32 protein-coding genes and 1 tRNA gene are annotated in these 26,907 nt (G+C 60.1%); 12 read left to right on the forward strand and 21 right to left on the reverse strand.

From position 1 onward, the window contains the following. Positions 1-529 precede the first annotated feature (529 nt). The 5 genes from P8S53_RS13705 to P8S53_RS13725 all read right to left on the reverse strand — a co-directional run bounded on the left by P8S53_RS13705 (position 530) and on the right by P8S53_RS13725 (position 4,533). Entirely contained in the window at positions 530-901 is a 372-nt protein-coding gene (locus P8S53_RS13705) for a hypothetical protein (RefSeq protein ID WP_277804528.1), read from the reverse strand. 50 nt (positions 902-951) lie between these two features. Further along, positions 952-1,812 carry a GyrI-like domain-containing protein gene (locus P8S53_RS13710; protein ID WP_277804529.1) on the reverse strand — a complete coding sequence of 287 codons (861 nt, stop codon included), beginning with the start codon at positions 1,810-1,812 and terminating at the stop codon, positions 952-954. Positions 1,813-2,109: 297 nt separating this feature from the next. Continuing rightward, complete coding sequence (locus tag P8S53_RS13715; protein WP_277804530.1) at positions 2,110-3,231, reverse strand: alginate lyase family protein; 1,122 nt, start codon at positions 3,229-3,231, stop codon at positions 2,110-2,112. Between the two features lie 130 nt (positions 3,232-3,361). After that, positions 3,362-3,994, reverse strand: a complete 633-nt coding sequence (locus P8S53_RS13720; RefSeq protein ID WP_277804531.1) for a DUF1109 domain-containing protein — start codon at positions 3,992-3,994, stop codon at positions 3,362-3,364. Beyond that, positions 3,991-4,533 (reverse strand): sigma-70 family RNA polymerase sigma factor, encoded by a 543-nt coding sequence (locus P8S53_RS13725; RefSeq protein ID WP_277804532.1) that lies wholly within the window; start codon positions 4,531-4,533, stop codon positions 3,991-3,993. The genes P8S53_RS13720 and P8S53_RS13725 overlap by 4 nt, the downstream gene beginning before the upstream one ends. A gap of 185 nt (positions 4,534-4,718) precedes the next feature. Here P8S53_RS13725 and P8S53_RS13730 point away from each other — a divergent pair, with 185 nt between their 5' ends. The 8 genes from P8S53_RS13730 to hsdR all read left to right on the forward strand — a co-directional run bounded on the left by P8S53_RS13730 (position 4,719) and on the right by hsdR (position 12,974). Further along, the gene (locus P8S53_RS13730; protein ID WP_277804533.1) at positions 4,719-5,030 is read left to right on the forward strand and encodes a DUF2282 domain-containing protein; all 312 of its coding nucleotides are present in this window, start codon (positions 4,719-4,721) and stop codon (positions 5,028-5,030) included. Positions 5,031-5,088: 58 nt separating this feature from the next. Then, positions 5,089-5,940, forward strand: coding sequence for a DUF692 domain-containing protein (locus tag P8S53_RS13735; protein ID WP_277804534.1), 852 nt, complete (start codon positions 5,089-5,091; stop codon positions 5,938-5,940). Next, positions 5,930-6,685 carry a DUF2063 domain-containing protein gene (locus P8S53_RS13740; protein WP_277804535.1) on the forward strand — a complete coding sequence of 252 codons (756 nt, stop codon included), beginning with the start codon at positions 5,930-5,932 and terminating at the stop codon, positions 6,683-6,685. The genes P8S53_RS13735 and P8S53_RS13740 overlap by 11 nt, the downstream gene beginning before the upstream one ends. Next, positions 6,682-7,173: a DoxX family protein gene (locus P8S53_RS13745; protein ID WP_277804536.1), complete on the forward strand. Its 492-nt coding sequence runs from the start codon at positions 6,682-6,684 to the stop codon at positions 7,171-7,173. The genes P8S53_RS13740 and P8S53_RS13745 overlap by 4 nt, the downstream gene beginning before the upstream one ends. Positions 7,174-7,322: 149 nt before the next feature. Next, the gene (locus P8S53_RS13750) at positions 7,323-8,771 is read left to right on the forward strand and encodes an N-6 DNA methylase (RefSeq protein WP_277804537.1); all 1,449 of its coding nucleotides are present in this window, start codon (positions 7,323-7,325) and stop codon (positions 8,769-8,771) included. Beyond that, complete coding sequence (locus tag P8S53_RS13755) at positions 8,768-9,919, forward strand: restriction endonuclease subunit S (RefSeq protein WP_277804538.1); 1,152 nt, start codon at positions 8,768-8,770, stop codon at positions 9,917-9,919. Before P8S53_RS13750 ends, P8S53_RS13755 begins: the two co-directional genes overlap by 4 nt. Further along, positions 9,916-10,659 carry a hypothetical protein gene (locus P8S53_RS13760; protein WP_277804539.1) on the forward strand — a complete coding sequence of 248 codons (744 nt, stop codon included), beginning with the start codon at positions 9,916-9,918 and terminating at the stop codon, positions 10,657-10,659. The genes P8S53_RS13755 and P8S53_RS13760 overlap by 4 nt, the downstream gene beginning before the upstream one ends. Then, the gene (gene hsdR / locus P8S53_RS13765) at positions 10,656-12,974 is read left to right on the forward strand and encodes an EcoAI/FtnUII family type I restriction enzme subunit R (RefSeq protein WP_277804540.1); all 2,319 of its coding nucleotides are present in this window, start codon (positions 10,656-10,658) and stop codon (positions 12,972-12,974) included. Before P8S53_RS13760 ends, hsdR begins: the two co-directional genes overlap by 4 nt. Positions 12,975-13,228: 254 nt before the next feature. Here the strand turns inward: hsdR and P8S53_RS13770 are convergent, their stop codons facing one another. The 4 genes from P8S53_RS13770 to P8S53_RS13785 form a co-directional block, all read right to left on the reverse strand. Then, positions 13,229-13,486, reverse strand: a complete 258-nt coding sequence (locus P8S53_RS13770) for a hypothetical protein (RefSeq protein WP_277804541.1) — start codon at positions 13,484-13,486, stop codon at positions 13,229-13,231. Positions 13,487-13,507: 21 nt separating this feature from the next. Continuing rightward, positions 13,508-14,221: a hypothetical protein gene (locus tag P8S53_RS13775; protein ID WP_277804542.1), complete on the reverse strand. Its 714-nt coding sequence runs from the start codon at positions 14,219-14,221 to the stop codon at positions 13,508-13,510. After that, positions 14,214-14,762, reverse strand: a complete 549-nt coding sequence (locus tag P8S53_RS13780) for a Panacea domain-containing protein (RefSeq protein WP_277804543.1) — start codon at positions 14,760-14,762, stop codon at positions 14,214-14,216. Before P8S53_RS13780 ends, P8S53_RS13775 begins: the two co-directional genes overlap by 8 nt. Positions 14,763-14,846: 84 nt before the next feature. Continuing rightward, positions 14,847-14,922, reverse strand: a tRNA-Thr gene (locus tag P8S53_RS13785). Positions 14,923-15,505: 583 nt separating this feature from the next. Here P8S53_RS13785 and P8S53_RS13790 point away from each other — a divergent pair. The 4 genes from P8S53_RS13790 (at position 15,506) to P8S53_RS13805 (ending at position 16,907) form a co-directional block, all read left to right on the forward strand. Further along, a complete protein-coding gene (locus P8S53_RS13790) occupies positions 15,506-15,763 on the forward strand; it encodes a hypothetical protein (protein ID WP_277804544.1) in 258 nt (85 codons plus the stop codon). A 26-nt stretch (positions 15,764-15,789) separates the two neighbouring features. Beyond that, positions 15,790-16,239, forward strand: a complete 450-nt coding sequence (locus P8S53_RS13795) for a hypothetical protein (protein WP_277804545.1) — start codon at positions 15,790-15,792, stop codon at positions 16,237-16,239. 24 nt (positions 16,240-16,263) lie between these two features. Further along, positions 16,264-16,530 carry a hypothetical protein gene (locus P8S53_RS13800; RefSeq protein WP_277804546.1) on the forward strand — a complete coding sequence of 89 codons (267 nt, stop codon included), beginning with the start codon at positions 16,264-16,266 and terminating at the stop codon, positions 16,528-16,530. Between the two features lie 86 nt (positions 16,531-16,616). Continuing rightward, positions 16,617-16,907, forward strand: a complete 291-nt coding sequence (locus tag P8S53_RS13805; RefSeq protein WP_277804547.1) for a hypothetical protein — start codon at positions 16,617-16,619, stop codon at positions 16,905-16,907. 58 nt (positions 16,908-16,965) lie between these two features. Here P8S53_RS13805 and P8S53_RS13810 read toward each other — a convergent pair whose 3' ends face one another. From P8S53_RS13810 to P8S53_RS13865, 12 genes are all read right to left on the reverse strand, one after another. Further along, a complete protein-coding gene (locus tag P8S53_RS13810) occupies positions 16,966-17,205 on the reverse strand; it encodes a hypothetical protein (RefSeq protein WP_277804548.1) in 240 nt (79 codons plus the stop codon). Between the two features lie 325 nt (positions 17,206-17,530). Continuing rightward, the gene (locus P8S53_RS13815) at positions 17,531-18,262 is read right to left on the reverse strand and encodes a hypothetical protein (RefSeq protein ID WP_277804549.1); all 732 of its coding nucleotides are present in this window, start codon (positions 18,260-18,262) and stop codon (positions 17,531-17,533) included. Next, positions 18,253-19,038, reverse strand: coding sequence for a terminase large subunit domain-containing protein (locus P8S53_RS13820; RefSeq protein WP_277804550.1), 786 nt, complete (start codon positions 19,036-19,038; stop codon positions 18,253-18,255). Before P8S53_RS13820 ends, P8S53_RS13815 begins: the two co-directional genes overlap by 10 nt. Further along, positions 19,035-19,613 carry a hypothetical protein gene (locus P8S53_RS13825; protein WP_277804551.1) on the reverse strand — a complete coding sequence of 193 codons (579 nt, stop codon included), beginning with the start codon at positions 19,611-19,613 and terminating at the stop codon, positions 19,035-19,037. Before P8S53_RS13825 ends, P8S53_RS13820 begins: the two co-directional genes overlap by 4 nt. Beyond that, a complete protein-coding gene (locus P8S53_RS13830; RefSeq protein ID WP_277804552.1) occupies positions 19,613-19,987 on the reverse strand; it encodes a hypothetical protein in 375 nt (124 codons plus the stop codon). The genes P8S53_RS13825 and P8S53_RS13830 overlap by 1 nt, the downstream gene beginning before the upstream one ends. 119 nt (positions 19,988-20,106) lie before the next feature. Continuing rightward, positions 20,107-20,823 carry a helix-turn-helix domain-containing protein gene (locus P8S53_RS13835; RefSeq protein WP_277804553.1) on the reverse strand — a complete coding sequence of 239 codons (717 nt, stop codon included), beginning with the start codon at positions 20,821-20,823 and terminating at the stop codon, positions 20,107-20,109. A gap of 3 nt (positions 20,824-20,826) precedes the next feature. Then, entirely contained in the window at positions 20,827-22,200 is a 1,374-nt protein-coding gene (locus tag P8S53_RS13840; protein WP_277804554.1) for a DUF4055 domain-containing protein, read from the reverse strand. Between the two features lie 91 nt (positions 22,201-22,291). Further along, a complete protein-coding gene (locus P8S53_RS13845; protein WP_277804555.1) occupies positions 22,292-22,915 on the reverse strand; it encodes a hypothetical protein in 624 nt (207 codons plus the stop codon). 1,205 nt (positions 22,916-24,120) lie between these two features. Then, a complete protein-coding gene (locus P8S53_RS13850) occupies positions 24,121-24,624 on the reverse strand; it encodes a hypothetical protein (RefSeq protein WP_277804556.1) in 504 nt (167 codons plus the stop codon). After that, positions 24,611-24,958 carry a hypothetical protein gene (locus tag P8S53_RS13855; protein WP_277804557.1) on the reverse strand — a complete coding sequence of 116 codons (348 nt, stop codon included), beginning with the start codon at positions 24,956-24,958 and terminating at the stop codon, positions 24,611-24,613. Before P8S53_RS13855 ends, P8S53_RS13850 begins: the two co-directional genes overlap by 14 nt. Continuing rightward, a complete protein-coding gene (locus tag P8S53_RS13860) occupies positions 24,955-25,191 on the reverse strand; it encodes an AlpA family transcriptional regulator (RefSeq protein WP_277804558.1) in 237 nt (78 codons plus the stop codon). The genes P8S53_RS13855 and P8S53_RS13860 overlap by 4 nt, the downstream gene beginning before the upstream one ends. Positions 25,192-25,335: 144 nt before the next feature. Then, entirely contained in the window at positions 25,336-26,580 is a 1,245-nt protein-coding gene (locus P8S53_RS13865) for a tyrosine-type recombinase/integrase (RefSeq protein ID WP_277804559.1), read from the reverse strand. Between the last annotated feature and the right edge of the window lie 327 nt (positions 26,581-26,907).

Here is a 26,907-nt window from a genome sequence, read left to right on the forward strand (position 1 = left end):
CGTTTAAGATCAACTATCTGAAGCCGGAAGTGAAGAGGGCTTTGACCTCGGCGCAGCGGGCCACGCCGAAGCGGGCCACACGGATCGTCCGGTCTTGATGGAGTCACGCCCGGCATGGGCCGATATGTCTAACCTTTCGCGCCCAGAATCGGTTGGTGCTGTGACGGTTCAGGAAGCGGTGTTCTGGCATGTCTGGGTTCATACACCCGGCCAAGCAGACAAATATCGCTACGCGCCCCGGCCTGCGGCTGAAGGCAATAGCGTTTAGATAACCGCTTCGGCAGAATTGACGGATCGTATGCGCGCCGCCCGATCCGGGCATGTCCCGCGCGCGAAGCCAAGGTCCGCCAGATCAGGTTGACCGACAAACAGATCCACCACCCGAACCAGATGATCCTTGGCATTTCACCCCTCAGGCTTGTCGCGAAAACGGCATGGTCTGGTCGTCATCCACCCCGTCAATGAATCCCTACTTAAATGCACACTCCTATCGCGGGAAACATATCATAATTGGGTGTTTCACGCCGCCTCAGCCAAAAGAAGGACCGCAACGCAAGTGATAGCGCAGCGCCCTGCAAAGGCAAAACCTTACAGCGTTTTCCGGCAATGGCCGTTCATGGGGGATGATGACAGCACGGTTCTTGTCAAAGCGAAATTCATCTGCAAACTGCATCCGAAACTCCCCGACCAGCGATGTCTGGCAGTTGAAAAAGATGGCGGCATCCTGCGGCGCTGATCTTGTGCGACCCAGACGAATTGTCGTGCCACTTTTGCTGGTTTGCGTCAGATAGGCGGGCTCGCCCCATCGGAGTGTTTCGGTCAGCGGGCCAATCGTTTCCATCCTGTCAGAGAGTTGGAAAATCAAACATCGAATATCGAGGAGGCGTGCCTTTACCGGCACGGGAAGGCGCGCAAACGCATCAGCAACATTGTGCGGCATCCGGGGCGGGGTCATTGCGGGGCTTTCAGCGGCAAATGGATGTCAGTGCGCAATTCGCTTTGGGGAACCTGGCCGGGGTCATTGAGATACACCTCGAAAACCGGCGCATCGCCAGGCTCATATCCCGAAGCGGGCAGCCATGTGCCAAGCAGCCAGCGATAGGCATCGCGCATGGCGGCGTAGGGGCCGGTATAGTTCAGCTTCGCATAAAGCCCGCCCTTCAGCATTGTCGCGGCCAGCGGCGTGTTAATTGCAACATCATTGCCAACGGGCATGCAAGCCCGCGAGCGCAGCGCCGCTTCCTCGCCCAGATCGGGGTCGTCGAAGAACACACCGATCATTGACGGAACTTCCGGCAGGGTGCCTTGCTTCGAAAGCGCGGTAAACAGTCGGCCCATGGCATGGTCTATCCGCATATATGAGCCGATATGATCAACGCCAGCGCAGCGTTGGTCAGGCAATGTCACGACTGAAACCGGAAAGCACCTTGCATCACATGTGCTGATAGCCTGCTTGAAGGCGGCGTGTTTCCCCAACGCCCGATACTGTGCGGGGGGTTCGCCAAACGCATCACGAAAGGCGCGCCCGAACGTATCTGTGGAGCTGTATCCGGCCAGTTCCGAAATTCTGTCCAATGCAATGTCGGTGTTGGCCAGACGGTCCGCCGCGCGTTGTAACCTTAGCCGACGGATGCGCACCGCAACAGTTTCCCCACGCATCGCGGCGTAAATTCTGCTCCAGTGATATGGTGACAGACACGCGACCTCGGCCAATCGCTCAATCGAAAGATCAGCGTCAAGATGGGCGTGAATATAGTCATCGACGCGGTTCAAACGCTCCAGGTAGCTTTGGCGGGTGGTATATTTCGGCATGGGGTCACTTTCATCGGCAGCATTACCCTGTCAAGCTGACACAAAGCGAACCGGCAAATCCTGCGGATTTGTCTGAAAGACCGTGGAACCCGGGCGAATGGGGACGATTGACCGGAAATGTCCTGCTGTGCCGGTCACTGGAATACTTCGCAGATCGCCGCATTTGCGCATCAGGTCAGGTTCGACCGGCGGCCATGCGTTCGCGTTCCAAGCTTTGGCCCGGATATGGGGCGGGGCCATCTATGCAGCCGTGATCATGCTAAAACCGGCCCCGCCCCATTCACAATTCCGGACATTTTAGCGATTGCTGTAATAGCAGCGCGCTGACAGCCCCGATATTGTCGAATAACGTTCCAACCTGGACAGTCGTTGATGCATCGGGCTTGGCGGCAGGCGAACGCCAAATTCCCGCGCGGCGATCGCATAAAGGTTAAGGGCATATTGATGCACAAAATCAAGTCTGTCCGCAGGGTCAGTGCTGAAACTGGAGCCACGGTTTCCAACTGCCCGAAAGGCCGCATGGTCGCGAATTCCCAGCTCTGTTTTCTGAACAGCAGCCGCAAGGCGCGGGCCGAGTCTGGGATCGGTGAAGTAATTGACGCCCCATTCGCGGGCAACAAGCGCATAAGACAGTGCCGGATCAAGCCCATAGGTGTGATACCAGAAACCGCGCACCCCCCTGTAGGAGTTTTCGCTGATATACCCCGAAGCCTCTATATGTTTCAGAAAATCATTGCGGCGGGCAGACAATTCCCGTTGTGCAAGGCCCATGTCTTTCTTCAGGGCTGCATAAGCAAGCCGCGTCAGACCCATATTTGCGAAATCATAAACACCGCCCGGATCTGCCGCCAGTTCCGGTGCGACAAATTTTCGATAGCCCTGATCAAACCATGGGATCAATACCTGACGGTCATCATCTGACATAAACGACTCTAGAACCGCAGCAGATATCAGAAGATTGGCATACATCCGTGCGACAAACCGTGGGGTATGGGCCGGACAAGGTGTATTCGCCCCTTGCGAATAGCACGGCGGTCCCTGCATTGCCTGGGCGCGCGTCAGCAACCCCGGCTCGTTCAGATAGCGCTGGTTGCGTGCCAGTTGCTTCAGGCCATCAATGATTGTGCGGGCAAGGGGTGCATCTGCGGTGGCTGCCGCGGCATAACTGTTGAAAAGCACGGGCTGCCAGTTTGCGCTATATGCTTCGTGATTTACCGTCAGCGACGTAGAGCGCCGAAGATCCGCGACATAGCGCGCGCTGTTCGTGTTGAGACGGGCAAGTGCTGCCGCTGCCGCCGACTGGCTGCGCCCATTGCCGCGCTCATCAACTGCGCAGGATGGTCCAAGTGTCTGTGCGATGAAGAACTTGGGCGGGGCCGCCGAACTTCTGGACGCAACATCGCCCGGTGTTCCCTCCATGCATGCAGACAGCGCCAAAAATGCGGTTAAAGCCAATACTGCACGGCGCATTGCTTGACCTTTCGGTTTGCGAATATCAGCAAATGTAGTTTCAAGTTCACATTTATGTCAACAAGAATGGACGTCATCCTTACCATCTTAGCAGGCGCGGACCAAGAAGCGCACCTATGACCGCGACGGATGCAATGGCGGCACAATAGGCAGGGACCACAAACAGGATCATGTCCTTGTCGCAGTAGATCGAATAGACTGATGCCGCCAATCCGCCCGCAATCGACCCGGCCACGGCACCCGTCAGCCTGGGGCGCAACGCTGCGCCTGATGACAACGCCCAGAACACCGCGACAAGAACAGGCAACGCCAGAACCGGGATCGATATCAGACATGTCAGAAGGCTGGGCGTGGAAAGCGCCGCAATCAGCCCTGCGAAGCCCGCGTTCAGCAGGGCCGTTGCAAAGGCACCAATCACCAGAATGGCGAACAGGCCAAGCGCTGCGGCGCGAATGTCCTGCCGCGCGCCCGGATGCGTCAGCGCAAGCGCCAAGGCTGCGGCCATGACCACAAAGCCCAGCGGCAGGAGTGTTTTCAGCACTGCCGCCGACCCTAATGCGTCCCAGATATCGGGCCTTGGCCCCCAGAATACAAGAAACGCGGCGATGGATATCAGGGTCGCGACCGGCATTGCACGGGCAAGTTGCTGTGCCACGGATTTCTGTGGCAAGGTGTCCGCCGATAGCGCCAGAATAAGATCTTCGGTTTTCATTCGATCATCCTTTCACGCAGCCGCGCGATGGCTTTTAGCGCCCGGTGCAGGGCCACGCGGACAGCGCCTTCGGACATGTCCAGCCGCGCCGCCGTCTCTGCGGTCGTCTCTCCGTTCAGGCCGAAAGCGCGCACGATCTCGGCGGCGCGCGGATCCAACTGTCCAAGCACCTTGTCCATGTCGCGCCCATCCGTCGGGTCAGGCCCGGCCGCCGCAGGCAGCCCTTCGGCAAATTCATCAATCGACAATTCGATATGTCTGCCACGCGCCCGAAACGCATCGATCACCTTGTGCCGCGCAATCGCATACAGCCACGGTCGCAAGGGGGCGTCCTCGCGCCATGTATGACGCTTGCTGTGGATCGCCAGCAGCGCATCTTGCAACACATCCTCGCATCCCGCGTGCCCCAGTGCCGCGCCACGGGCGCGCACGACCTTGCGCAAAACCGGTGTGATCGCGGTAAACAAGCGGAGATATGCGGCGGAATCGCCGCGATTTGCCGCGCGCATAAGGTCCTCCAGGGCATCAAGATCAGCCACGCTGTTCAGTCCTCTTTTCGGTTTGCGCATCAGGCTTGTTACATAGAACGGCCTTCGGATTTTCAGAAACGCTTATTTCCAGCCCACGGGATCACGACCGCGTGATTGGCGTAACGGGCGCACATCCTGCCGCGTAACGCCGTTTGGGACTGCACTGGTGCACCCACCAACAGGAGTTTGAATTCATGACAACCAAATCACTGGCCCTTCCGCTCGCGGCGTCTCTGGCCACCGCACTGACACTTGCAGGCGGGCACGCGACTGCACAATCCGCCACCATGGAAAAATGCTTTGGCATCTCGCTTGCAGGTGCGAATGACTGCGCCGCAGGCCCCGGCACCACCTGCTCGGGCACATCAACTGTGGATTATCAGGGCAACGCCTGGACACTGGTTGCAGCAGGCACCTGCACCGAGATCGAATTGCCAGCAATGGCCGACGGGACAGCCCGCATGGGATCGCTGGAAGAACTGGATCGCGACCTGCCGCCCGCGTGACCCGTGTTCGGGGTGCGGGGCCTGATCCCGCCCCCCTGTCTTCTTTCAGGAGTGCCGCATGTCACAGCTTCCCCACACAACCGGGCTTGGCTTCAAGCCGGAACATTTTCACGCGATTATGGCCCAGCCGGGCGCAGTCGGCTTCTTTGAAGTCCATGCCGAGAATTACATGGGCGATGGTGGGGCACCCCATGCAATGCTGACCGCCCTGCGCGCGGATCATGCGCTGTCACTTCACGGCGTCGGGCTGTCGATTGGTGGTGCGCAGGGGCTGAACCCTGCCCATCTTGACCGTTTGCGGCAGCTGATAGACCGCTATCAGCCAGAGAGTTTTTCCGAGCATCTTGCATGGTCCAGCCACGGGGCTGCGTGGCTTAATGACCTGCTGCCCTTGCCCTACACGCAGGAAACACTGACCACGATCTGCACCCATATTGATCAGGTGCAGGACCGCCTTGGCTGCCGGATGTTGTTGGAAAATCCGGCCACATATGTCACATTCGAGCAGTCCACATGGTCCGAGACGGATTTTCTGACTGAAATTACTCGGCGCACCGGCTGCGGGCTGCTGCTGGACATTAACAATGTCTTTGTCTCGGCCACCAACCACCGCTTCGACGCGCGGGCCTATCTGGCGGCGTTCCCGTTGACCGCCGTGGGCGAAATTCATCTGGCCGGGCATGATACCGAAGATTTGCCGTCAGGCCCGCTGTTGATCGACAGCCACGGCGCGCCGGTCGCAGACCCCGTCTGGGCACTTTACGCGCTTGTTCTGGAACAGACCGGCCCACTGCCCACGCTGATCGAATGGGATACCGATGTGCCGGATTTCGCAACGCTGTTGACCGAAGCCGCCCGCGCCAAAGCGGCGCTTGCGCGGGCCAAGGGCAGGCAGTCCCGTGCTGCGTGATCCGTCCCATTCCAAGACAGAGGCCGCTTTTAACGCGGCCCTTTGGGGGCCAGCGCCGCCTGCCGGGATCACTGCGCCTGACCCAAACGAGATTGCGCAGCGCTTCAAGGTCTATCGCAACAATGTCCAGCACAGCCTGACCCGCGCCCTTGCCGCGCGGTTTCCGGTGATCGAACAGCTTGTCGGGGCCGCGTTCTTCACCGCGATGGCGCGCGTCTATATCGCGCAATTCCCGCCCAAAGACCCTGTCATGTTGCGCTGGGGGGCAAGCTTTGCGGGTTTTCTGGATGGGTTCCCGCCGGTCGCGCACCTGCCCTTTCTGGGCGATGTGGCGCGGCTTGAATATGCCCGTGGCCGCGCCTGTCATGCGGCGGATGCTGATCCGGTCGCACCGGACGCACTGGATGTTGCGCATCTGGAATCGCTGCGACTGGCCCTGCACCCGTCCGCCCTGTTGTTCACCTCGTCTTTGCCGGCCGTGCAAATATGGCAATCCCATCAGACCGGCGCTGCGCGCGCGCCGCTGGTGCCCGGCCCGGATCACGCGCTGATCGCGCGGACGCCGGATTTCACCGTGATCGTTGAACGCATTGAGCCGGACACATTTGCAGTGCTCTCGGCGCTGTTTGACGGCGAAACACTCGGCCTGGCCGCTGGCAACGCCGACCCGACCCCCGCCCTGACCCTGTTGCTGCGTCACGGGCTGATCATAGACACAGATACAGATACAGGAGCGCAAAGATGACCCATTCTGCACGGACGACGCCCCACCAGACCATCACCGCCCACAGCCGTGATCTGGTCCGCCGGATAAACGCGCTGGGGGGCTATATGCCGCACGATCTGGTCGCCTTCGCCGCGCGGGTCTTTCCCGCAATGGTATTCTGGCAATCCGCGCGCACCAAGGTTGATGGGTTTTCGATCAAGGACTCGACCTATTTCCTGTTCGAGCATGTCTATGCGCTGCCCTTGATCCCGCATGCGCCTGCCGCAGTGCTTGCCACGCTCGCAGAACACATCTTGCCGATCCTGCTGATATTGGGGGTGTTTGCGCGGTTTTCGGCGCTGGGGTTGCTGATCATGACTGCCGTCATCCAGATTTTTGTCTTTCCGGACGCATGGGTGACACACGGGCTTTGGGCGGCGGCCCTGTTGGTCACGGTGGCACAGGGACCGGGGCGGCTGTCGCTGGATTACCTGCTGAAACTTGACAGCGGCAAGGCAAAACCATAGGCGCCCCACGCAAGGACGACTCAAGACCAAATGCCGCTTTTGTTGCCATGCACGGACACCGCCCTGATCGCAGCGCCCACCCTTTCCACCTTGCACCCCGCGCCGCAAGCTGATCATTTACCTGCAAAGCAAATTTCCGGGGCAGCAGCATGTATGACGGCGCATTCAACAGAATCGAGCGTGAGCTTCGCAATGAAGAAGGCGTGGCCAATGAGCTTGACTATGTTGAACAGACATCATGGGTTTTGTTCCTGAAATACCTGCATGATCTGGAAGCCGAACGCCGCGACCGCGCTGAACTGGACAGCAAGGACTACGCCCCCATCATCACCGGCCGCTACACATGGGACCAATGGGCCGCGCCCAAGACCGATGGCAAGTTCGACCACAACCGCGCGCTGATCGGCGATGATCTGATCCGCTTCGTCAATGACCACCTTTTCCCCTACCTTGCCAGCTTCCGCGAAAGTGCAACCGGCCCGCGCACCATCGAATACAAGATCGGCGAGGTGTTTACCGAACTGCGCAACAAGTTCCGTTCGGGCTATATCCTGCGCGATGTGCTGGAAACCATTGATGAACTGGCCTTCAACACGCAAGCCCAGCGTCATGAGCTGTCCCAGCTTTACGAATCCCGCATCCGGCGCATGGGCAATGCGGGCCGCAATGGGGGTGAATACTACACCCCGCGCCCCCTGATCCGCGCCATGATCCGCGTGATCGCCCCCCGGATCGGCGAGAGCATCTATGACGGCGCCGTAGGGTCTGCGGGCTTTCTGTGCGAGGCTTATGACTACATGCGCCCCCGCGCCAGCAGCGCCAGTGAATGGCAGACCCTGCAAACAAGCACCTTTTTCGGGCAGGAAAAAAAGGGGCTGGCCTATATCATCGGGATCATGAACATGATCCTGCACGGGATCGAGACACCGAACCTGATCCATTCCAACACGCTGAATGAAAACGTGATGGACATTCAGGAAAAGGACCGCTTTGACATCATCCTTGCCAATCCCCCCTTCGGCGGCGGAGAGCGGCGCGAGGTGCAGCAGAACTTCCCCATCCGCACGGGCGAAACGGCTTACCTGTTCTTGCAGCATTTCATCCGCAAGCTGCGCGCGGGCGGGCGCGCGGCGGTGGTGATCAAGAACACGTTTTTATCCAACACCGACAATGCCAGCGTTGCCCTGCGGCGCGAATTGCTGGACGCGGCGGAATTGCACACGATCCTTGATTGCCCGCAGGGCACGTTTCAGGGGGCGGGGGTGAAAACCGTGGTGCTGTTTTTCACCAAGGGGGCGGCGACGCGCAATATCTGGTTCTACCAGCTTGATCCGGGGCGCTCGCTTGGCAAGACCAACCCGCTGAATGATGACGATCTGGCGGAATTTGTGGACCTGCAACGCAGCCACGCGCAGGGGCCGAAAAGCTGGATCGTGAACAGGGCCGATCTGGAAGATGCCACCTGCGATCTGTCGGTGAAAAACCCCAACGCGCCCGAAGCCGCAGCCCTGCGCGCGCCAGAGGCAATTATAGATGACATGCTGGCCCGCGATGCGGAGACAGCGGCGATCTTGCAGAACATTCGGGGGAGGCTGTGAGGGACTCTTGGCAGCGGGTCACGATCAAAGATATCGCTGTTGTAGATTGGGGGAACACCAGTCTGACAAAAAAAGCATACGTCTCTAGCGGCCCTTTTTTGGGAGTTTCTGCCGCTGGATGCGATGGACGGATGGAGCATGCAGAGCACAAAAAAGACACTCCTGTCCTTTCCGCAATTGGTGCGCAATGTGGCCGGATGTTTCTCCCACAGGAAGACTTCACCGCAATTAAGAATACGATTACTTTAACGCCCATAGACGGCGTGAGTGATCCGGTGTTTCTTTACTATCTGCTGACCTTCGTAGAATTACCCCAGCGCGGCGCTGGACAACCTTTCATCTCAAAGGGCGATATTCAAAAATTCTCTGTCCCCCTCCCGCCGCTCGAAGAACAACGGCGGATTGTTGCGGTTCTGGATGAGGCGTTCGAAGGTCTGGCCCGCGCCCGCGCCCACACCGAAGCCAACCTTAAGAACGCGCGGGAGTTGTTTGAGCGTCAGCTTGCCCATTATTTTGGCGATCCGCCGCGCGACTGGATCAGGCGCAAGCTTGGCAAGATCACAAGCAAAGTTGGTAGCGGCGCCACCCCAAAAGGCGGCGCAGGAGCGTATAAGGCAGACGGGATTTCGTTAATCCGCAGTTTGAATGTGCATGACAGGTGGTTCAGGCCAAAGGACCTCGCATTTATTGATGATGACCAAGCTGCAAAGCTGTCCAATGTGGTGGTCGAAGAACGCGATGTCCTTCTGAACATTACTGGGGCTTCGGTGGCGCGGTGCTGTGTCGCCCCTAGCGACTACCTGCCGGCGCGTGTCAATCAGCACGTTTCGATCATCAGACCAGATCAATCCGTGCTTTTGCCAGAGTTCTTGGCTTTCATGCTTACATCCCAACCCTACAAGGATGGCCTTCTGAAAACGGGCGCAGATAACGGGTCCACGCGGCAGGCACTGACAAAAGCACTGATCCTTGATCTGGAAGTTTCCTTCCCTGCTGATATCTCTCAACAGATCCAGGCTGTTGACACCTTGCGCAAAGCCGAGGGTAAATCCCGCGAGCTTGCGCAAGCATATACTGCAAAACTCCAGGACCTCGACGACCTGCGCCAATCGCTCTTGCAGAAAGCCTTTGCGGGGGAATTGACATGATTGATGAGAACTCCAAGCATTTCATCTTTTTCAAAGAAAGCCTGAAGTATGAACTGCGCCCCAATGATCCCGGCGGAAAGCCTTGGAGCACGTTTACCAATGGACTGAGTGGTCTAGGGGATACAGTTCCCCGGTTCGATCCACCAAATAGGCGTATTGGTCGGGATGAAATCTTTCAGATCGCGCAAGAGCAGAATGTAGGCACTTTGGATGTCGCCGCTGCTGCCCTCTGCTGGGGCGGTATGCACATGCGCTATCATAAAGGCTTTTTCGAAGCAGCGGATTGTGGCTGGAAAACTATTGCACAGGGCATTCGTGACGGCGAGTTGAGCAGAGACAAAGCTTACGAAGGTTTTCGAAAACTCCGTGAAAATGGGCATATGCCGGGTGTTGGCCCTGCGTTCTTTACGAAGTTGATATATTTTCTGGGCCGGGAGAATGGGTCTGCCGACCATCTACAAGGTTATATCGTCGACCAGTGGACGGCTAGTTCAATAAACCTGTTGACCGGCAAACCGATCATTCACCTCAATGTTTTGATGACACCCGGAAAGCAAGGAAATCCATCTCGTTACGTGTTTGGTGTTTCTGACGCCAATAGCGCAGCGGCATATGAAAAATTTTGCTTTATTTTCGACAAGCTAATCTCAATGTGCAACCATAGTGCAGATGAGATTGATCATGCCTTGCAACGCCCGGGAACGTGGCGAAATTATGTGAGTAAGCACAGAAAACCATGACCCTGAGCACAGAAACCGAAGCCGACACCCGCGCCACCCGCATCGATCCTGTGCTGGCGCAGGCGGGCTGGGGCGCAGGGACTGTCCGGCGAGAGGTGATCTGCCCCGGCCGCATCCAGTCCTCTGGCACACGCGGGCGCGGGCTGACGGCGGATTATGTGCTGGTCCACAAAGGCCAGAAGCTTGGCGTGGTCGAAGCCAAGCGCGCGGGCCTGTCCCACCGCGAAGGCGTCGCGCAGGCCAAGGATTATGCCCAACGCCTTGGCGCGCGCTTCGCCTATGCAACAAACGGGCTGGCATGGTATCAGATCGACATGGTGACAGGTGCCGAAGGCGAGATGGCCTTGCCCTTTCCCACCCCCCAGGCGCTGTGGGACCGCACCTTCGCCGACCGGAACGACTGGCGCGCGCGGTTCGGCGCTGTGCCTTTCGAAATTGACAGCGGCAAATGGGAGCCGCGCTATTACCAGCACAACGCCATCACCGCCGCGCTGGATGCCGTGGCCAGGGGCAACCGCCGCATTCTGCTGACACTGGCCACGGGCACCGGCAAGACCTCGATTGCATTCCAGACGGCATGGAAGCTGTTTCAGGCCAAGTGGAACCTGACGGGCAAGCCTGTGCGCCGCCCGCGCATCCTGTTTCTGGCAGATCGCAACATTCTGGCCAATCAGGCATATAATTCGTTCAGCGCCTTCCCGTCCGATGCCATCACCCGCATTGATCCGGCCACGATCCGCAAGAATGACGGCAAGGTGCCCAAGAATGCCAGCCTGTTCTTCACCATCTTCCAGACGTTCATGACGGGTGAAGGCGAACCGGTCTTTCAGCAATATGACCCGGATTTTTTCGATTTCATCATCATCGACGAATGCCATCGCGGCGGTGCCAGGGATGAAAGTGAATGGCGCAGGCTGCTGGAATATTTCGAACCGGCCTGCCAGCTTGGCCTGACCGCCACGCCAAGGCGCAAACACAACGCCGATACCTATGCCTATTTCGGCGAACCGGTTTATACCTACGCCCTGCGCGACGGAATCGAGGATGGCTTCCTGACACCCTTCAAGGTGCGCCAGATGGCCAGCACGATTGATGACTATGTTTTTGATGGCAGCGACACGCTGATCGAGGGCGAAGTCGAAGACGGCGAAAGCTTCACCGAATCCGATTTCAACACCCGCATCATTATTGATGAACGTGAACTAAGCCGCGTGCGCGAGTTCATGGGACAGATTGACCAGCGGCACAAAACGCTGGTCTTCTGCGCGACGCAGGATCATGCCGCCCTGGTGCGTGATCTGATCAATCAGGTTAAGGACAGCGCCCATCCCGCCTATTGCGTGCGTGTAACCTCAGATGACGGAACCATAGGTGAGCAGCACCTGCGTGACTTTCAGGATAACGACAAGACCATTCCGACGGTTCTTACCACCTCGCAAAAGCTATCTACCGGTGTTGATGCGCGCAATGCGCGCAACATCGTCCTGATGCGCCCGATCCGGTCAATGATCGAATTCAAGCAGATTATCGGGCGGGGCACGCGGGTCTATGAAGGCAAGGATTTCTTCACGATCTGGGATTTCGTGAAGGCGCATGAAAACTTCAGCGATCCCGAATGGGATGGCGATCCCATCGATCCGGTGCCCCCATGTCCAGCGCCGAACGCGCCGCCAGACACACCCGAACCGACTGATGATGATCCGCAGGGTGGTGATGGCGATGATGTGCCCAAACAGAAAATCCGAATCAAGCTTGGTGATGGCAAGATCAGATCCATCCGGTACCTTGCGACGACCACTTATTGGAGTCCGGAAGGGAAACCGATTTCAGCAAAAGAGTTCTTGGAACGGCTGCTGGGTGATCTTTCCGGGTTGATTGCAGATGAGGACCAGTTGCGTCAGGTCTGGAGCGACCCTGACAGTCGCGCAAAGTTCCTGCAACAGCTTGCAGATCGCGGCTATGATGATGACCGCTTTGAAGATATCCGGTGCCTGGTAGACGCGGCCGACAGTGATTTATTTGATGTTCTCGCCTATGTGCTTTTTACCCTTGAGCCGAAAACCCGTCATGACCGTGCTGACGCAGTTCGCCAGCAAGACACACAGGCGGATGCACGCGAGGATATCAAGGCGCTGCTTATCACCATCCTCAACGCATATGAGGCCCATGGCGAGAAAGAGCTGGCAAGCGACAAGCTGGGCCAATTCCTGACGGCGCGATTTGGGAGTGTTGGAGAAGCCAAGGCGCAGCTGGGCGATCTGCCTCAGATCAAGAACGCGTTCAGAGCCATGCAAGAGAGGCTGTATTCGAACTGAGTCTCTCTTCACCAGCTCCACCTGGTGAGCGTCAAAGAGTGTATATTCACAGAGATGCGTTTAATCTCAAAACGTGTTTATCTTATTCTTTTCAATTTATTAGAATAAAATACTGGTGCCGCTGAAGGGACTCGAACCCCCGACCCCATCATTACGAATGATCAGGACTGGCAGCTAAACCCATTGTAAAATAACGATTTTCTGTCGGCTCGACTGTGCGTTGCAAGAATGTTGCAAGGCCGAACGGCGCGCCATCACTCTTGGACTGGTGCGTGAGGGATACAGGTTGCGACGTTCTGCATACCGATCCGGCGCGTCATGAACGGTTCGCTCTCTGGGTAGCCGGATTGCTCTGAATTTGCCGCTGCCCAGTCACGCCAGCGGTTGAACGCTTCCGCGATCTCGCCCCTTGCCGCATCCTCGGCGTCAAGACAGTCTTGCAACGTGTCGAAGGTGAGCCCTGTCTTTACGGGTGCGCCACCCATAACCAAGATCACCAACATCCACTTCATCAAAACCGCCAGCCTTCAAGTTTACGGGTGATCGAAAAGGGGGCCGTCGGTGCCCGTCGGGCGGCGGCGCGCATCCCGCTCGCGTTCTTCACAGACGTCCCGCCACATCTCATAGGTTTCAGCGACCATCTGTTCCAATTCGTCGAGTGTGTAGAGGGTCACGCCATTGTCGGTGTAGAGTCGCGCCGCGCGCCGGTCTGCGTTCGGTTCATCGAACCGAACGATTGCGAGGCCAACTTCGGCAAAGTCTTCGTCGGCCGCCCGGATGCGCTCGTGCATCATCGAAAAAGCGAAACGCCGACCCTCCGCGCCCAAGCCTTTGCTCCGGCGCGGTTCAATGAAGATCGCATGAGGTTCATCGTCGATTGCAATAACCATCGACTGCCAGAACGTCACCTTACGGCCTGCGCCCATCGCAAGCGGGAAGAACTCATGTTTGCGTCCGATCACTCGCCCAGAGGTCGCGAAGTCATGTAGGCCGCGAGCAACGCGCTTGTTGTGGAAGCGCTCAACCTCGCTGCTACCTCGCTTGTCAATCAACGCCTCAATCGTCGCCCACGGCGTCGGCTCGGCTGAGCCGAAGTCGAGATCGGGTTGAATGTTGAATATGTCATCAAAACAGGATCGGAGCGGCTTGTAGGAGAATGGCGGGCGACCACCGCGCATTTGCTCTAGGCTTCTGCGCTTCATGTCTTTTGGCTGCGGGGCGATCCGCGCCAGGTCAATGTCAGGCAAAGGGCGTATCGTCACTAGGCGGTTCTCCGGCACGAGGGGTAGCGTCCACGGACACCTTGTGGTGTCGGAATCGCTCCGAGATCACAGTATCCGGTATTCGCATCCCAAAAGCAACCTCTGTTCTTGCTTTGTTTACCACCGCATCCCACGGAGAGCCTTTCGCGTGGGACAGGTCAACAAGGCGTCCAGGTGACAACCTGCCGTAGCGCAAGACCACCTCGGCAATCAGGCCCCTTACATCTTTGTCTGTCGGCAATGGCAGGTCGCGCGCCTTTCCCGTCAACGGGTCCTTCGCGACGGCGCGCATTGCAATGGAATCTGATCCCGCCCCCTTGAAGGCTCGATAGACAGCCGGGTGGACAGGACCATACTGCCAAGCCTCAAAGTAGCCTGATACAAGCGGGCGCTTGTTCTGAGTCAAATAGATGCCATGAGCGAAGTAGAGCAGCTTTTGCAGGGCAAGGTTCGATATCCTGATGCCGTGCCGCTCAGCCTCATCAAGCATCAGGTTCGCGATTGCCCTTGGATCATACGCACTCATCGCCTCATGCCTGCCGCCTTCGCGTTCCGCTTTTGTTCGTCACAATGCCTCATCCCAAGGTGATTTGGCAATGGGTGATTTTGGTGGTGCCCCAAGACGGACTCGAACCGCCGACCACCTATTTACGAAACAGGTGCTCTACCAACTGAGCTATTGGGGCCCGCAACGTCGTTTAAACAACGACCGCGCGAAGCGCAAGACCTGACACGACGCGCCCGAAGCCGAGTTGCGAGCGAGTCGCAACTGCTCGATGATGTTGCATGATCTTGGACGACCTCATCCTGACCGGCTTGACGGTCTGGGTCCTCTGGCTTGCGTTGTCGGATTGATACGCGGCCCAGGGCCTCGGTTTCCCGAGAGTGCCCGCCCTGGGCCGCGCTGCGCGTTCGAGAACGTACTGCCCTCATGGAGGCGAGACAGTAGGTTTCTACTGCTCGCATAATGCGCGACGGGGCTGCTTGGGATCAACTCATGATTGAGGAGGAGCGCCACCGGAGGACCCTGGGATGGGCTGAATCCCCCGGTGGCTATAGGCGCAGGAAATCCACTTCTCACGCCTGCGCAACATGGGCGACCATCTGCCTTGAATCAAGCGCCCGCCAAGGTCTCGCTCCAGCTAAGACACTGGGATCAGAAAGTTTTTTCGACCTTCCCACGCATCCCCGGTTGAGCAGATCAGGAACGGATGCAAGTGTTGCGACATGGCAACACATCGTTGCCACCTAGCAACGGAGTGACACGACATGACGACCACCTACACCATTCACCGCGCCTACGACCACGGCGTCGCTGCAACCGCTTCGGGCGTCACCTTGCAATCGCGCGCCCAAGCGCTGGCCGAGGATGCCGAGAACCACGGGCGTCGGTTCTACGTCCACAACGGCTCGGGCGTCTGCGCTGCTTTCCTCGTCAAGCCGCAAGGCGCCTTTGACCTGCTGCACGCCGACTACCGCCAGTTTGATCAGGCCGCGCGCGAACGTCGCGAAGCCATCAACCTCTGAGCGCACCCCGAACAGGAGAAACGACCATGACGAAGACCCAGATCGCTGCCGAACTCGCCACCCTCGGGATCGTCCTCACCGCATCGCAGATCAAGAAGGCGTCGCTCGCGGACCTCCAAGCCCAACTCGACGCCGCCCGCAAGCCGAAAGCCGCCCGCAAGCCGCGCGCCCTGGGCCCGCACGTCTTCTGCAAGCCGTCGGGCGACCCGAAAGCCGTCCGCGCAGGTTCCAAGAAGCACATCCTGCTCGCCGCACTCGAGAAGGGCGCGAGCTTGGACGACCTGATGACTGCGACGGGCTGGCAGAAAGGCGTCGTGCAGTCAGCCTTCCAGTACGACGTGAAGATGACCGGGTTCGGCGTCGAGCGTCGCGCGGACGGCCTCTACTACCTCATCTTCCCCAAGAACCTGAAAACCATCCCGGTCGCGACTCCCGACGTGTCGCGCACGGATGCGCTTGTCGCGGCTTGTCGCTGAACCCCCACCAACGGAGTACCTACCATGACCCTTTCCGAATTGATCGCCACCCTCCAGGACCTCGCGAACGACTGCGACGGACACGACCCCGAGGTGCGCATCGCGCAGCAACCGTCCTGGCCGTTCGAGTACCGTCTTTCTGAGGCGGTCCTCGTTGACCTTGACGCGGACGACCATGAACCCCCGCACCCCACGACGACCTACGGCGAGCCTCGCCTCTTCGTCTACCTCGGTGAGGGTGGGCAAATTGGCTACCTGCCAGGCGCGGCGAAAGACGCGCTCGGCTGGTGATGTAGCCACCCACGACGACCCGAAGACAGGGCCCGGCACTTGCCGGGCCCTTTCGATTCCAGACCCCATCAACGGAGAACCACGCGATGCTTGACGACTCAGACAACCTTTTCCTGAAATCCGACTTCCACTTCGCCGCGCGCATTGCGCAAAGCAGGATCGACGCAATCGACGCGAGCCCTCGGTTACACTGGGCCGTGACTGTCCAGGGCCTCGACGCGCCCTTGACGTTCGACACCCACCCCGATCATGCGCAGATCATCGCTGCCGCGCGTGACGCAGGCGTCTATGGCTTCGTGCGCGTGTTGCGTGTCGGGGTCGGTCAGAAGCGGCCCCGGCCTCTGCTGCTCATGCCGTGGCAGCGGGTCAGGTCCTGACGCGACCGAGAATTTGGACAACGTAGCGAGGCGGCCCTCGGGGCCGCCTCATGTCGTTTCAGGACCTGATCTGCGCTTTGCGGTAGAAGTCGATAAGAGCGGAAAGGACGCTGTTGACCATTCGCAGGTCCTCAGGTTTGTTCAGCTCCGCCCAGCCCCACCCAGTCGCGTCCGTCACATCCGAGCCGTTACAGAACTCCCAGTTGCCTTCCGGGGTCTCGTCGAGGTAATAGGTGGCGCCGTTGCAGATGTCAGTCAGAACGTCGACCGCGTCCTGTTCGATGACCAGTCTTCCCATGGTAGTTCTCCTTTGTTGCCGACCGCGCGCCATTGCGCGGCGGCTAGGAGGAGAGAAAGGATGGCCGGGTGCTGTTTCATGAGCACCTTCTACCCCAGGGAATCACCGCGAGTCAAGGGCTAAGTATCTGTTACCGCTCAGCGTTTAAACGCACGAGGTCCGCATCGCAGCAGCGCGTCGCTCGCTGGGGTGTCGTGCGCTGCCCCATCATGGAAGGCGCGACCAGGTGCTCCCCCAGCGCTCGCGCAGCTCTCTTGGGGCTCTTGGCGTCGGCTCGTGTTGTCATGCGTGGAACCGCTGAACGCTTACCAGCGATCTGCGGTTCTTACCCCCAATATCCCGCAAGCTGGGCGGTCTCGAACCGCGCGGGCTGGAAGTGCGTCTCGCCGATCAGGGCCAGGGTGAGCGCCGAGAACCTGTCTGCGTGATGCCCACGCCCCCCAGCCTTGAGGGTCAGGTTGCCCGCCGACGTTTCTGCGTACTCGACCGACTGGATTTCCGACATAAGGGCCTGCTTTTCACGTTCGGGCAGACCGCCTGCGATGCGCAGTGTTCCGTTCTGGAGGCAGACGGCTGCGTTCTCGAACAGGACCTGCTTGCTGACGCGCGCGAGGTTCCCCTTCCTGCTGAACGTCGCGCCCGCAGTGATCGACACGGACAGGGCCGGTATCTTGGCCGCATGGAACATGGAGGTCAGGGGCGCGCCGAGGCCCGTCGCGTCAAAGGTAAGGTGCCAGTTCTTGAGCTTTTGCAGCTTCTGGCCGACCCATTCGACCACGTCGGTGGCCTCGTCCAGCCGCGCCGTCTCGCTGTAGACGACGACGTAGTCAGGCGGCGTCAGGGCCTGCTGCCACCCGCGACCCGTCATGTAGGGCCTCGACTCCGCCCGGATGATCACGAGCGCCGACGGGTCATCCCCACGGCCCCCAACGTCGAGGCCGACGGCGAGCCGCCTGAACCCGATCTTCTGGTGCCCAGCGCCTGCGGGGTCTGCGTTGGTAGGCAGGACGAGTCGCCCGCCGTCGAGTTCAACAAGTTCGCCTGGAATCACAGACACAGCGCTTCCTCCGTGTTGTTCATGCTCTGCTCCAGGACTTTCCAGGACAGAAGCGACTCGCCCGAACCGACCCACTCGCACAGGTGCTCGCGGCGGAATTTCATGTCAGGCATGGTGCGGCGGTCGAACTCGATCTGTTCCAGCCGTTCGGGCCTGTTCGTTTCCATCGAGACGGCCTTGATCCGTCGCACGTCGGCCTGGGATTCCCAGGTCTCATAGAAGTAGCCTGTTCGCGTCCCGTTCGGGGTGGACAGGAGCAGGATGCGCCCCGTGCTCTTGCGCATCGGAAAGAATGCAAGCAGGGCCTCGTCAGGGGTGATGAAACATGCCTCGTCCCCGAGGATCGTGTCCGCCGTCATACCCCGCGCCTGATCCGTAGCCGGGACCACGACGATTCTGCCCCCATGTCGCGGGTGTGCTTCCAGTTCGGTCTGTGTCTGGCGCACGATGGGCGGACAGAACGGGTCCGCGTGCTTGAAGGCAAGGATGCGACGGAAAAGCTCCGTCGATTGGCGCAGTGACGGCGCGGTCAGAACGACCGTCTTGCCCTTTGAGAAATCATCATAGGCTAGGCAGCCGCAGGTCGTGCTCTTTCCCGACTGCCGCCCGACGAGGGTCAGGACGAGCTTGTCCGTCTCGTTCTGGATAGGGTCTGTGCGCAGCAGGCGCTCTTGCCACGGGTCAGGTTCCCCGATGACCGACCGAAACCGCTGGACAGGGTCCAGTGCGACCGTGATGCCGCTCAGAAAGTCGCGAACGTCGGGGGAGAAGCTCACCGCGCAAGGCTCCTCGGTTCGATCACCTTGAGGTGCCCCATGCGCTCCAGGAAGTCGGCTTTCGCCTCGGGGTGGCGGTCGAGCACCTCGATCATGACGCGACGCAGTTCCAGGAAGGCGGGGCTCTCGTGCAAGGCGAAGTGCACCTCCACCTTGCGCGACAGCTTGCCTTGGAGGTCAGCCAGCGCCAGGAGCGATTGCCGCAGTTCCTTGAGGGTCCCGAGTTGCAAGACCCGGTCTTCGTCGCCCTTCGCGTCGGACAGTAGGGTCTTGAGTTCGCGCAGCAGCCATTTCACGTCCTGCTGCACGTCGTCACCGAGTTCGTTGACGACCTCGGCGTTCTGGATCGCGGCTTTGACTTTGGCCTCGTGGTAGTGCTTCGCCAGGATTTCCAGGCGTTCTTCTTCCGTGACCCGCGACATGTAGCGACCGACCGTTGTCTCGGAAATCTTCAACTCCCGCGCGACCCCGGTCATTGTCATCCGGCCGAGGACGACCGCCGCGACCAACTTGTCGCGGCGGGCCTTCGGAAGCTGGTCGATGACCGTCTTCCCGGCTGGGGTGTTCGGGGCCATCAGTCAGCGATGATTTCGAGGGGGATGCCCAGGCGCTCGGCCTCAGCTTTCGCCGCCCGATACGACTGCACGTCGCGCGCGTCGGATTTCTTCAAGCGGACAGACGTCGGCCCGCCCGACTTGGGCTGGAAGGTCCCGTCCTTGTCGAGCCGGGCGCGCTGCTGGCTGTCTGCTGCCGCGACCAGGCGGTCGAGGGCGTCGAGTTCGCGGGTCTTCGCCAGCTTGTCCAGCAACTCGTCGTTCTTCTTGAGGACGCCGCCAATCTGCTCTTCGACCTGTTTTTGAAGGGCAGGCAGGATGGCCTCGGCCACTTTCGGGCCCAGGGCAGCGATCAGGGCGGCTGCTTGCTTGTCGTTGTCGTTCTCGGTGGTCATGCGTGTCTCCATCGTGACAGAAAAGAGCGGGCCCTTTCAGGCCCGCCCTTGGTTGCGTTTTCCATCACACAAAGGAGCAAAGGCCTAACCCCGCGACGTGATCATGGACGCCTGCCGCGTCACGCCGCAACGCTGGATTGAGGTACTTTAAGCCTCCACCTCGTGTCGTCGCGTTCGATCATACGCCGCGCTTCGAGCGACCGCAGGAGGTTCAGGATTCGGTCCTGGCCGACGTCCCCATCTAGGGCGAAGACGAGCTCCCGGACGGTGAGCGCGTCGGCATGCAACGCGTCCAGGAGCCGCTTTTCTGCGGACGGTGGGGCGGGCGGTTTCTTTGGCTTTGGGGCGGGTGGCGGCCCGAGAAGATCGACACCTGCGCGACACCACTCGCCCCGTCGCACGCGACGGACGAGGCCCTTGTCTTTCAGGTGGTGCAGTCGGGCGTTGACCACGCAAGACGACAGCTTGAGGTGGCGCGCGAGTTGCATGGACGTTGTCACGTCGTCATGGGGCATCGCGTCCAGGATAGCGAGCCAAGAGGACCCGCTCGCCTCGTCGCGTTTAAACGGGCGCTCCGGGGCAGGATTGCGGAACCGCGGCCTCAGTCGGGTGAGTACGGCTTCCTCGTCGAGCCCCAGAGCGTCCAGGAGATCACGGCGGGACTGCGCCCACGGCCCCCGAGGCTGCAAGAAGAACTCGTGCGCCTCGAACGCGACCACGTCGTCTGGGTCGCCCAGATCGTCGATTGCGCGCTGCAACACGGCGACGAGGAGGCCCACTTCTTTGCTCGTGATCTCGGGTCGGAAACAGGTCGGGTCTGTTCCGGGTCTTGCCATCGTCTACCTCGTCGCGTTTTGGAACAACTGCTGGACGACGCCCATCTCGCCGCCTTCCTCCTCGATCAGGGCCATTTCTTCCTCGACTGGGCGGTCGATCACCTCGCCCTTGCGCAGCTTCTCGATGAAGGACTCCCGCGACATTGCGCCCGCGTTGACAGCGGCCAGGAGTGCCGTGACAAGCTGGGGCGTGATGGTCGTGGAAACCAGGTCCTTGTTGAACTCGACGATGACCTCGCCAGGCTGGACCCAATCCGCGGCCCAGGTCAGAAGCGTCCGGACACCGGCCTCCATCGTGTTGATCGACGATTGCAGGGTGGCCGTGTCGTTTGCCATGCGCAGCGAGGCGGTTTCCGCCGCCTCGCTGCGACGGACGCCAGACAGGATCATGGTCGCGCCCAGGGAGTTCATGCGCGACTCTTTGTCCTGCATCGCACGACGCAGGCTCTCGTGGGCGTCCGACGGGGCGGACAGGAAGAACGCCGTCGTACCTTCGGGCAGCATCCAGAGCGACGCGGGCCCGATGGCTTGCGGCCTCTGGTCCTCGTTGAGGGAACCCGTGATCACGGGAGTCGGCATCGCGGACAGCCAGAGGGCGTGCTCGAGGTTCGCGCTGTTCTCCCAATGCGCGACGTTGACGTCCACGAGGTCGAGCATGGGCGGTTTCTCTGTGTCAGGCTCCAGGTTGTAGGGCCCGAAGATCACAGCCGGGATGTAGAACAGGGGCCCGCCACGGACGGTCGGGATGATCTCCTCGTCCACCTGGGATTCTTGCGCGTCCCCGTCGCGCCCGATTGCGACGTGGTACCGACGGATGGTCAGGGCCGGTTCCAGTGTCATGACCAGGTGTTGTTCGTAGCCGGTGTCTTCCAGGTCCTCGTTGTCTTCATGCAAGCGCAGGTAGGTCAGTCGGCGAACCCCGTTGACGAGCCCCATGCTCCAATCCAGGATCGACTCCGCGTTGAAGTAGGACAGGTGCGGCGTGCTCGTGGGCGTCGTGCCTGTCACGGGGAAGTCGAGGACGGCGGCGCAGCGCCCAACGGACAGAATCTCGCGCAGGATGTCCGTAGACAGAACTTCCATCGAGCGCCCGTCGAACGAGGCATTCTGGAGCATCGGTTCGAGCCGGGGCGGGACCTTGAACTTCGGGTCCTTGCGGAAGGCGAGGCCGAGCATGGTGCGGAGTGTCGTGTCGGCGACGGGGAAGAAGTGCGCGCCTTTCAGGTACTGGAGCCACTCGTCGGTGGTCAGGCCCTTCGGTCGGCGCAGGTAGAGCGACGCGTTCGCGCGCATCGCGTCCTGGCCGTCGAGGGCGTGCCGGATGCGGTCGTACTGAGCGCGGCGGCGCTGGTAGGTGCGGTGGTGGATTCGAGTCAAGGTTTGCCTCCTGGGTGTTGACGGCCTCGGGGTCTTGAGGAGGAAGGCGCGCCCCCGAGGCCGTCGGTGCCCAGCGCGCATGATATGCGTATCAGGGCACGGGAGGGCTTCCGACCGGCATAATCAGGTGGCGGTCGGAAAGTGAGGTAGCGTATTCCGCCGCCATCCACTCAGCGACGAGTTCGAGTTCCCACGGCGTCGCGTTCCGTTTGAGGCGGTTTGCTAACCATGAGACAACTAGCACGTTGTCGCGAACGTAACCTCGGCGGGAGTCGATCCGGTCAGGGGAAGGAGTTGCGTCATGGTTTTCTTTGAATGAGTAGTCGAACTTCAAGCCCAAGATCGGGCAGCGATCCGGCCACGCGATATCCGCAGGAACGAAGGTGTCTACTTCGTGGACCTTTGCAGCTTTTGCGGCTCCGAACCGTCTGTGCATGAGAAAGCGGCGGGGGTCGCAGCCGTAATAGCCTTCTCCTAGCCCGTCGATCCAATTAGGCATTGGGTGGCGCTTCTCGTTCGCGCGAGCGTCTTCCAAGATTGCGCGAAGGGGCCGCGCATAGAAGTCGGCTATCTTCCCGAAGACCTCAGGATCTGTGCAGTTGCTTTTCAACGTGTTGCAGCGTTTGCAGATGACCCGCGCGGTGTCCGGCGTCAGGTCGCAGTTGAGACCGAAAAGATGATCGAGGTTGGGCGGACGATCTCCGCCAATCTTCATTGTCGAGTAGCAACACGGACAGGAGTGCCCAGTTGCTTCATACGCGCTGACCACCCACTCGGGAGTAATCGTGACCTTGCCCTGCGTTCGATTCTGTGCGCTTTCTATGGCCCTCTCGGCCCAGCCCATTGAAGGAAACGCCAGATGCGTGGCGGCTCTGAAGCCGTTGCCGGTGTGCGTCCTACTGAAGCTAGCGTCTGCTTTCTCGCGACTTAACTCGAGAGTGCACGCGGGGCAATTTTTGGGTCCACTAGCGGCGATACCGCGCGGGACCCAGTGTCCTCGACTACAGGGGAAGTTTGACACGCATGTGGTTTGACCGCGTGCGACGGCTTCCTTTGCTGAAATGGGTGTTCCTATGCGAAACTTCGGAACAGGGCGCACGACGCGCCGGACGTAGTTGGTGCTCATGTTCAAGTTGCTCGCTTCGTGTGCTTGCTCGATCATGCACGCGGCGACGCGGGGACGACAACCGGAACATCGGGTGGCGTGAAAGCGCGTCAGAGAGGCGCGTAGCGGGCTGGCGGGTATGTCGAGTCCCAGCGATGAGACTTGCCCAGCGAGCGCCTAGCTCTCTGCGGCGCTTGCGCGATTGCGTGGGACAGCGAGGGCGCGTTGTCAGGAGCGCGGCGCAGGACCTCGGGCGCGAGGGGTAGTTGCGAATGAGTCGCAGGACCTCGTGTGACCCCTGTCTCGCTTGCAATCCGACGCGGTTTGCAAGGATTCCGACCAGGATTGTGCTTTGTTCGCAAGTGGTTGACCAGCTTCCCCCGATCATTGCGCATGATGCGCCGGGAAAGTATGTCAGCAATGTTGACGTATCTTGCAGAGACAGCGGGGGCGGCAGGGTCGCCCAGGATCACGACGACGCAGGACCCAGAATCCGTCTATCGCGCGCACGCGCGTAGAGCTCTATAAAATGCCTATTAGATCATAGGGTTGCGCGCACCCTGTCAGAACACCAGCCATCTGGGCCATCTGACCGACTTCCTGTAACCCGATGAAAAGAAACAAGAACCAGGACCAGTGCTGCAAATGATGTGGGTTCGCTGCCGAATGAAGCCGTCCAAATTCTTCATCTCTCGCGCGCTATGCAGCACCAACCCAAGGGGCCCCAGGGTCTCCTCCTGAGGGCGTGGTCGATCTACCGATGTCTGGGAATACCGCGACATTAGCAACCGACCACGACCCTCGCAAGAAGAAACTTAGGTAGCGTTCTCACGCCGCTCCCGAACAACCCAGCGCCCCCGCTGATGGACGACGACATGCAGACGACCCGTCCTCTCTGATCGCCGCCCCGCTTCCTCGCAAGCCGCCCGCGCCCCCGCAGGATCGACGACAACATCCGTCTTGCGGATGACCTTGTTGAGACCCATGCGATGCAGACGCCCCGTGCTCTCGATCAGATCGGCCATGCGCGCGAAGCGATGCGCGACGGTCAGTGTCTCGGGCTTGTGCCTCCGCACAAAGCCGTCCTTGCATGACAGGCACCTGTCCGTCACCGTCTCACGCGGTGAGTACCTGGAACACTGCGGGCACTTGCGCCCCGTGAAGTACTGGTCCCGCTTCATCATGCGCGCCATGCGCCGTGTCTCAGGAAGCTTCGCCCATTCCTCGTGCCCGCACTTCTTGGCTGCGGCCATGCGGGCCGCACGCCTTTCTTTCTCTGCCTGCTCGTTCCAGGCGCGACGCTGCTCAGGAGTTGCCACGCCCACCCTCCAGACATATCGGCTCAATCGTCGGGTCGTCGTCGAGCCCATCTCCCTGACCATCGCGGACAGGCATCAGCCACCAGTCGCCCTCGAGGTCTTGCCAGGGGACGTGCAAGTAGCCTGAGTGCAGCGTCTTGGTATAAGCCGCCTCGAACGCCGCGCGCATCCGTCGCGTGTACTCAGGCGACCGATCCATGGGCTGACAGACGGTGCAGCGCTTCGAGATGGCCCAGCGAGGCGCGTCGTGTCCGCAGGAGTTGATCCGCCCCGTGTAATACGACGCGATGCCGAGCGCCTTTGCCTCACTTGCGGTTTTCGGAAGGTTGTTCATCCCTGCTTCTCCCGCAGGAACGCGACCAGGTCGTCGCGCAGATAGCGCACGATGCGCGCATTGACCTGCGAGTACTTCGGGCCCCAGGCGTCTTTGCGCCAGCGATAAAGGGTTTCCGTCGTGACGCCGAGGAACTCGGCGGCCTCTCCTGGGGTCATCACTTCGGGGGCGTTCGCGCGCAACACGACGGAACGCAGATCGGCCATTTCCTGGCCAAGTTTCTCAAGAGTCATTGGTCATTGCTCCACTAGGGTGTGAAGCCAGATGACCGTGACGCATCCCGATCCATGGGCGCGCGCAATGCGCGCCGCTCTCGCGTCTACGGCCTCGCGCCTGGTCGGGTCACTATCCCCAGGCGCGGAGGCTGTGATCAAAAGTTAGGCGCGTTTCGATCCCATTTCAACAACATTACTAGGTGATGCTTCGCACCGGATGTCGATCACCCGAGAAATCGCGTTCGCAACGCGGCGCTGACGTTCGACAGGCACCTTCCCGTAGTGCCCGAGTGCCTGTGTGTCCCCGTCGGTCAGCCGCTGCCCGCAGAGCCAGCGCAGCACCATTTCGCGCGTATCAACGTCCTGGGTTGCCTCCGACCACAGGTGGCGCAGGTCGCCCTCGTTCAGATGGACGCCTTCTCGGATCATCAGCCGGTCCAAGGCGTCGAGCGGCCCGCGCTCGCGCCCCACGATGCGACGCGACGGAAAAACCCAGTCGCTATCGTCGAACCTGATTTCTGACAGCCGCCTGACCATCGCCCATGCACGGTCAGACAGCGCTATAACTCGCTTATCCGTTCCCGCGTGTTTGAGGCCATGCCTCACGACAACCGTGCCTGCATCGAGATCAACGTCTGACCATGTCAGGCCGCGCAGCATCGCGCCGCGCATCCCGGTATGCCAGCGAAGCATCCAGCAGAGGCGGATGTGCTCGTTCTCGACCTGCTCGATGCACGCCCAGCGCTCTTTCCAGGTGACGTCCTCGGCCATCGCGCGCTTCTGCATCTTCGGGTTGCGGTCAAGCTTGGGGACCAGGTAGGGGAGGCGCCCGTTGATCATGCGCTCCGCGCGCCGCAGCGAGAAGCCGACGACCAGGTTGAGCTTGTGCGCAGCGAACGGTGCGCGGTCGGCCAAGTCGTCGAGCAGCCTCTGCACCGCCGCATGATCGAGCGCGTCCACCTTGAGGTCAGCCCAGGTGCTGAGGTACTTGTCGAACGTCGCGCGGTAGCCTTGGGTCGTCTTGTTGTGGATCGGCCCGCCGTATGCCGCGCCGCGCGTCGTGCGTGTCGTAAGATCGCGCTCGAACGCCTCGCGCAACGTGGGCACCCCTGCACGTTCCTCCGCGCGCTCTGACCGCGTGCGCGCGCGTCCGTCGGTGATGTCCAGGACGATCTTGCCGATCTGGTTCTTCGCCCAGACGGTGTGGGTGCCCTTCGCGGCCCAGGGGCCGAGTTTGACCTGGCGCGTCTTTTGGGCCGTCGCGTCCCACCTGACCACATACCAGGTCTTGACCCCTCCAGGGGTGACGCAGAGGCGCAGGCCTTTGACCGAAGGGTCTGAAAACCAGGTCGTCTTGTCGGCCTTGAGCTTGGCAATTGCCGTGTCGGTGAACTTGATCTGGGGCATCTGTCAGTCCTTGCAATGAGCGTGCTGTTGCAAGACTGACGATACGATCCAACACCGGTTAAACCCAACCGAGAATTGTGCAAGCGCCTGATTTTGTTTGGGTTTTTTGGTGAAACCCGCCCGAGTGTTGGCGGGATTCTCGCATTACGAATGACGTGCTCTACCAGCTGAGCTACAGCGGCACCGTGGCGCAGTCTTTAGCACCGGATATTCATGCAGACCAGCCCCAAATTTGTGCATTCATGGCAAAAAATACGGCTGAAAACATGTTCGACAACCACCCGACTGGTATTTTCCCAATTGCACCCCGGGCGATGGCAGGTTCTG

Source organism: Roseinatronobacter sp. S2, assembly GCF_029581395.1.
Taxonomy (GTDB): Bacteria; Pseudomonadota; Alphaproteobacteria; order Rhodobacterales; family Rhodobacteraceae; genus Roseinatronobacter.

Bases quoted from the DNA above. Each gene is read 5' to 3' on its own strand.
- P8S53_RS13710 (WP_277804529.1), bottom strand. From the start codon at position 1,812: ATGCCGAAATATACCACCCGCCAAAGCTACCTGGAGCGTTTGAACCGC.
- P8S53_RS13715 (WP_277804530.1), bottom strand. From the start codon at position 3,231: ATGGAGGGAACACCGGGCGATGTTGCGTCCAGAAGTTCGGCGGCCCCG.
- P8S53_RS13720 (WP_277804531.1), bottom strand. From the start codon at position 3,994: ATGAAAACCGAAGATCTTATTCTGGCGCTATCGGCGGACACCTTGCCA.
- P8S53_RS13730 (WP_277804533.1), top strand. From the start codon at position 4,719: ATGACAACCAAATCACTGGCCCTTCCGCTCGCGGCGTCTCTGGCCACC.
- P8S53_RS13735 (WP_277804534.1), top strand. From the start codon at position 5,089: ATGTCACAGCTTCCCCACACAACCGGGCTTGGCTTCAAGCCGGAACAT.
- P8S53_RS13745 (WP_277804536.1), top strand. From the start codon at position 6,682: ATGACCCATTCTGCACGGACGACGCCCCACCAGACCATCACCGCCCAC.
- P8S53_RS13750 (WP_277804537.1), top strand. From the start codon at position 7,323: ATGTATGACGGCGCATTCAACAGAATCGAGCGTGAGCTTCGCAATGAA.
- P8S53_RS13760 (WP_277804539.1), top strand. From the start codon at position 9,916: ATGATTGATGAGAACTCCAAGCATTTCATCTTTTTCAAAGAAAGCCTG.
- hsdR (WP_277804540.1), top strand. From the start codon at position 10,656: ATGACCCTGAGCACAGAAACCGAAGCCGACACCCGCGCCACCCGCATC.
- P8S53_RS13770 (WP_277804541.1), bottom strand. From the start codon at position 13,486: ATGAAGTGGATGTTGGTGATCTTGGTTATGGGTGGCGCACCCGTAAAG.
- P8S53_RS13780 (WP_277804543.1), bottom strand. From the start codon at position 14,762: ATGAGTGCGTATGATCCAAGGGCAATCGCGAACCTGATGCTTGATGAG.
- P8S53_RS13790 (WP_277804544.1), top strand. From the start codon at position 15,506: ATGACGACCACCTACACCATTCACCGCGCCTACGACCACGGCGTCGCT.
- P8S53_RS13795 (WP_277804545.1), top strand. From the start codon at position 15,790: ATGACGAAGACCCAGATCGCTGCCGAACTCGCCACCCTCGGGATCGTC.
- P8S53_RS13800 (WP_277804546.1), top strand. From the start codon at position 16,264: ATGACCCTTTCCGAATTGATCGCCACCCTCCAGGACCTCGCGAACGAC.
- P8S53_RS13805 (WP_277804547.1), top strand. From the start codon at position 16,617: ATGCTTGACGACTCAGACAACCTTTTCCTGAAATCCGACTTCCACTTC.
- P8S53_RS13810 (WP_277804548.1), bottom strand. From the start codon at position 17,205: ATGGGAAGACTGGTCATCGAACAGGACGCGGTCGACGTTCTGACTGAC.
- P8S53_RS13825 (WP_277804551.1), bottom strand. From the start codon at position 19,613: ATGGCCCCGAACACCCCAGCCGGGAAGACGGTCATCGACCAGCTTCCG.
- P8S53_RS13830 (WP_277804552.1), bottom strand. From the start codon at position 19,987: ATGACCACCGAGAACGACAACGACAAGCAAGCAGCCGCCCTGATCGCT.
- P8S53_RS13835 (WP_277804553.1), bottom strand. From the start codon at position 20,823: ATGGCAAGACCCGGAACAGACCCGACCTGTTTCCGACCCGAGATCACG.
- P8S53_RS13845 (WP_277804555.1), bottom strand. From the start codon at position 22,915: ATGAAGATTGGCGGAGATCGTCCGCCCAACCTCGATCATCTTTTCGGT.
- P8S53_RS13855 (WP_277804557.1), bottom strand. From the start codon at position 24,958: ATGAACAACCTTCCGAAAACCGCAAGTGAGGCAAAGGCGCTCGGCATC.
- P8S53_RS13860 (WP_277804558.1), bottom strand. From the start codon at position 25,191: ATGACTCTTGAGAAACTTGGCCAGGAAATGGCCGATCTGCGTTCCGTC.
- P8S53_RS13865 (WP_277804559.1), bottom strand. From the start codon at position 26,580: ATGCCCCAGATCAAGTTCACCGACACGGCAATTGCCAAGCTCAAGGCC.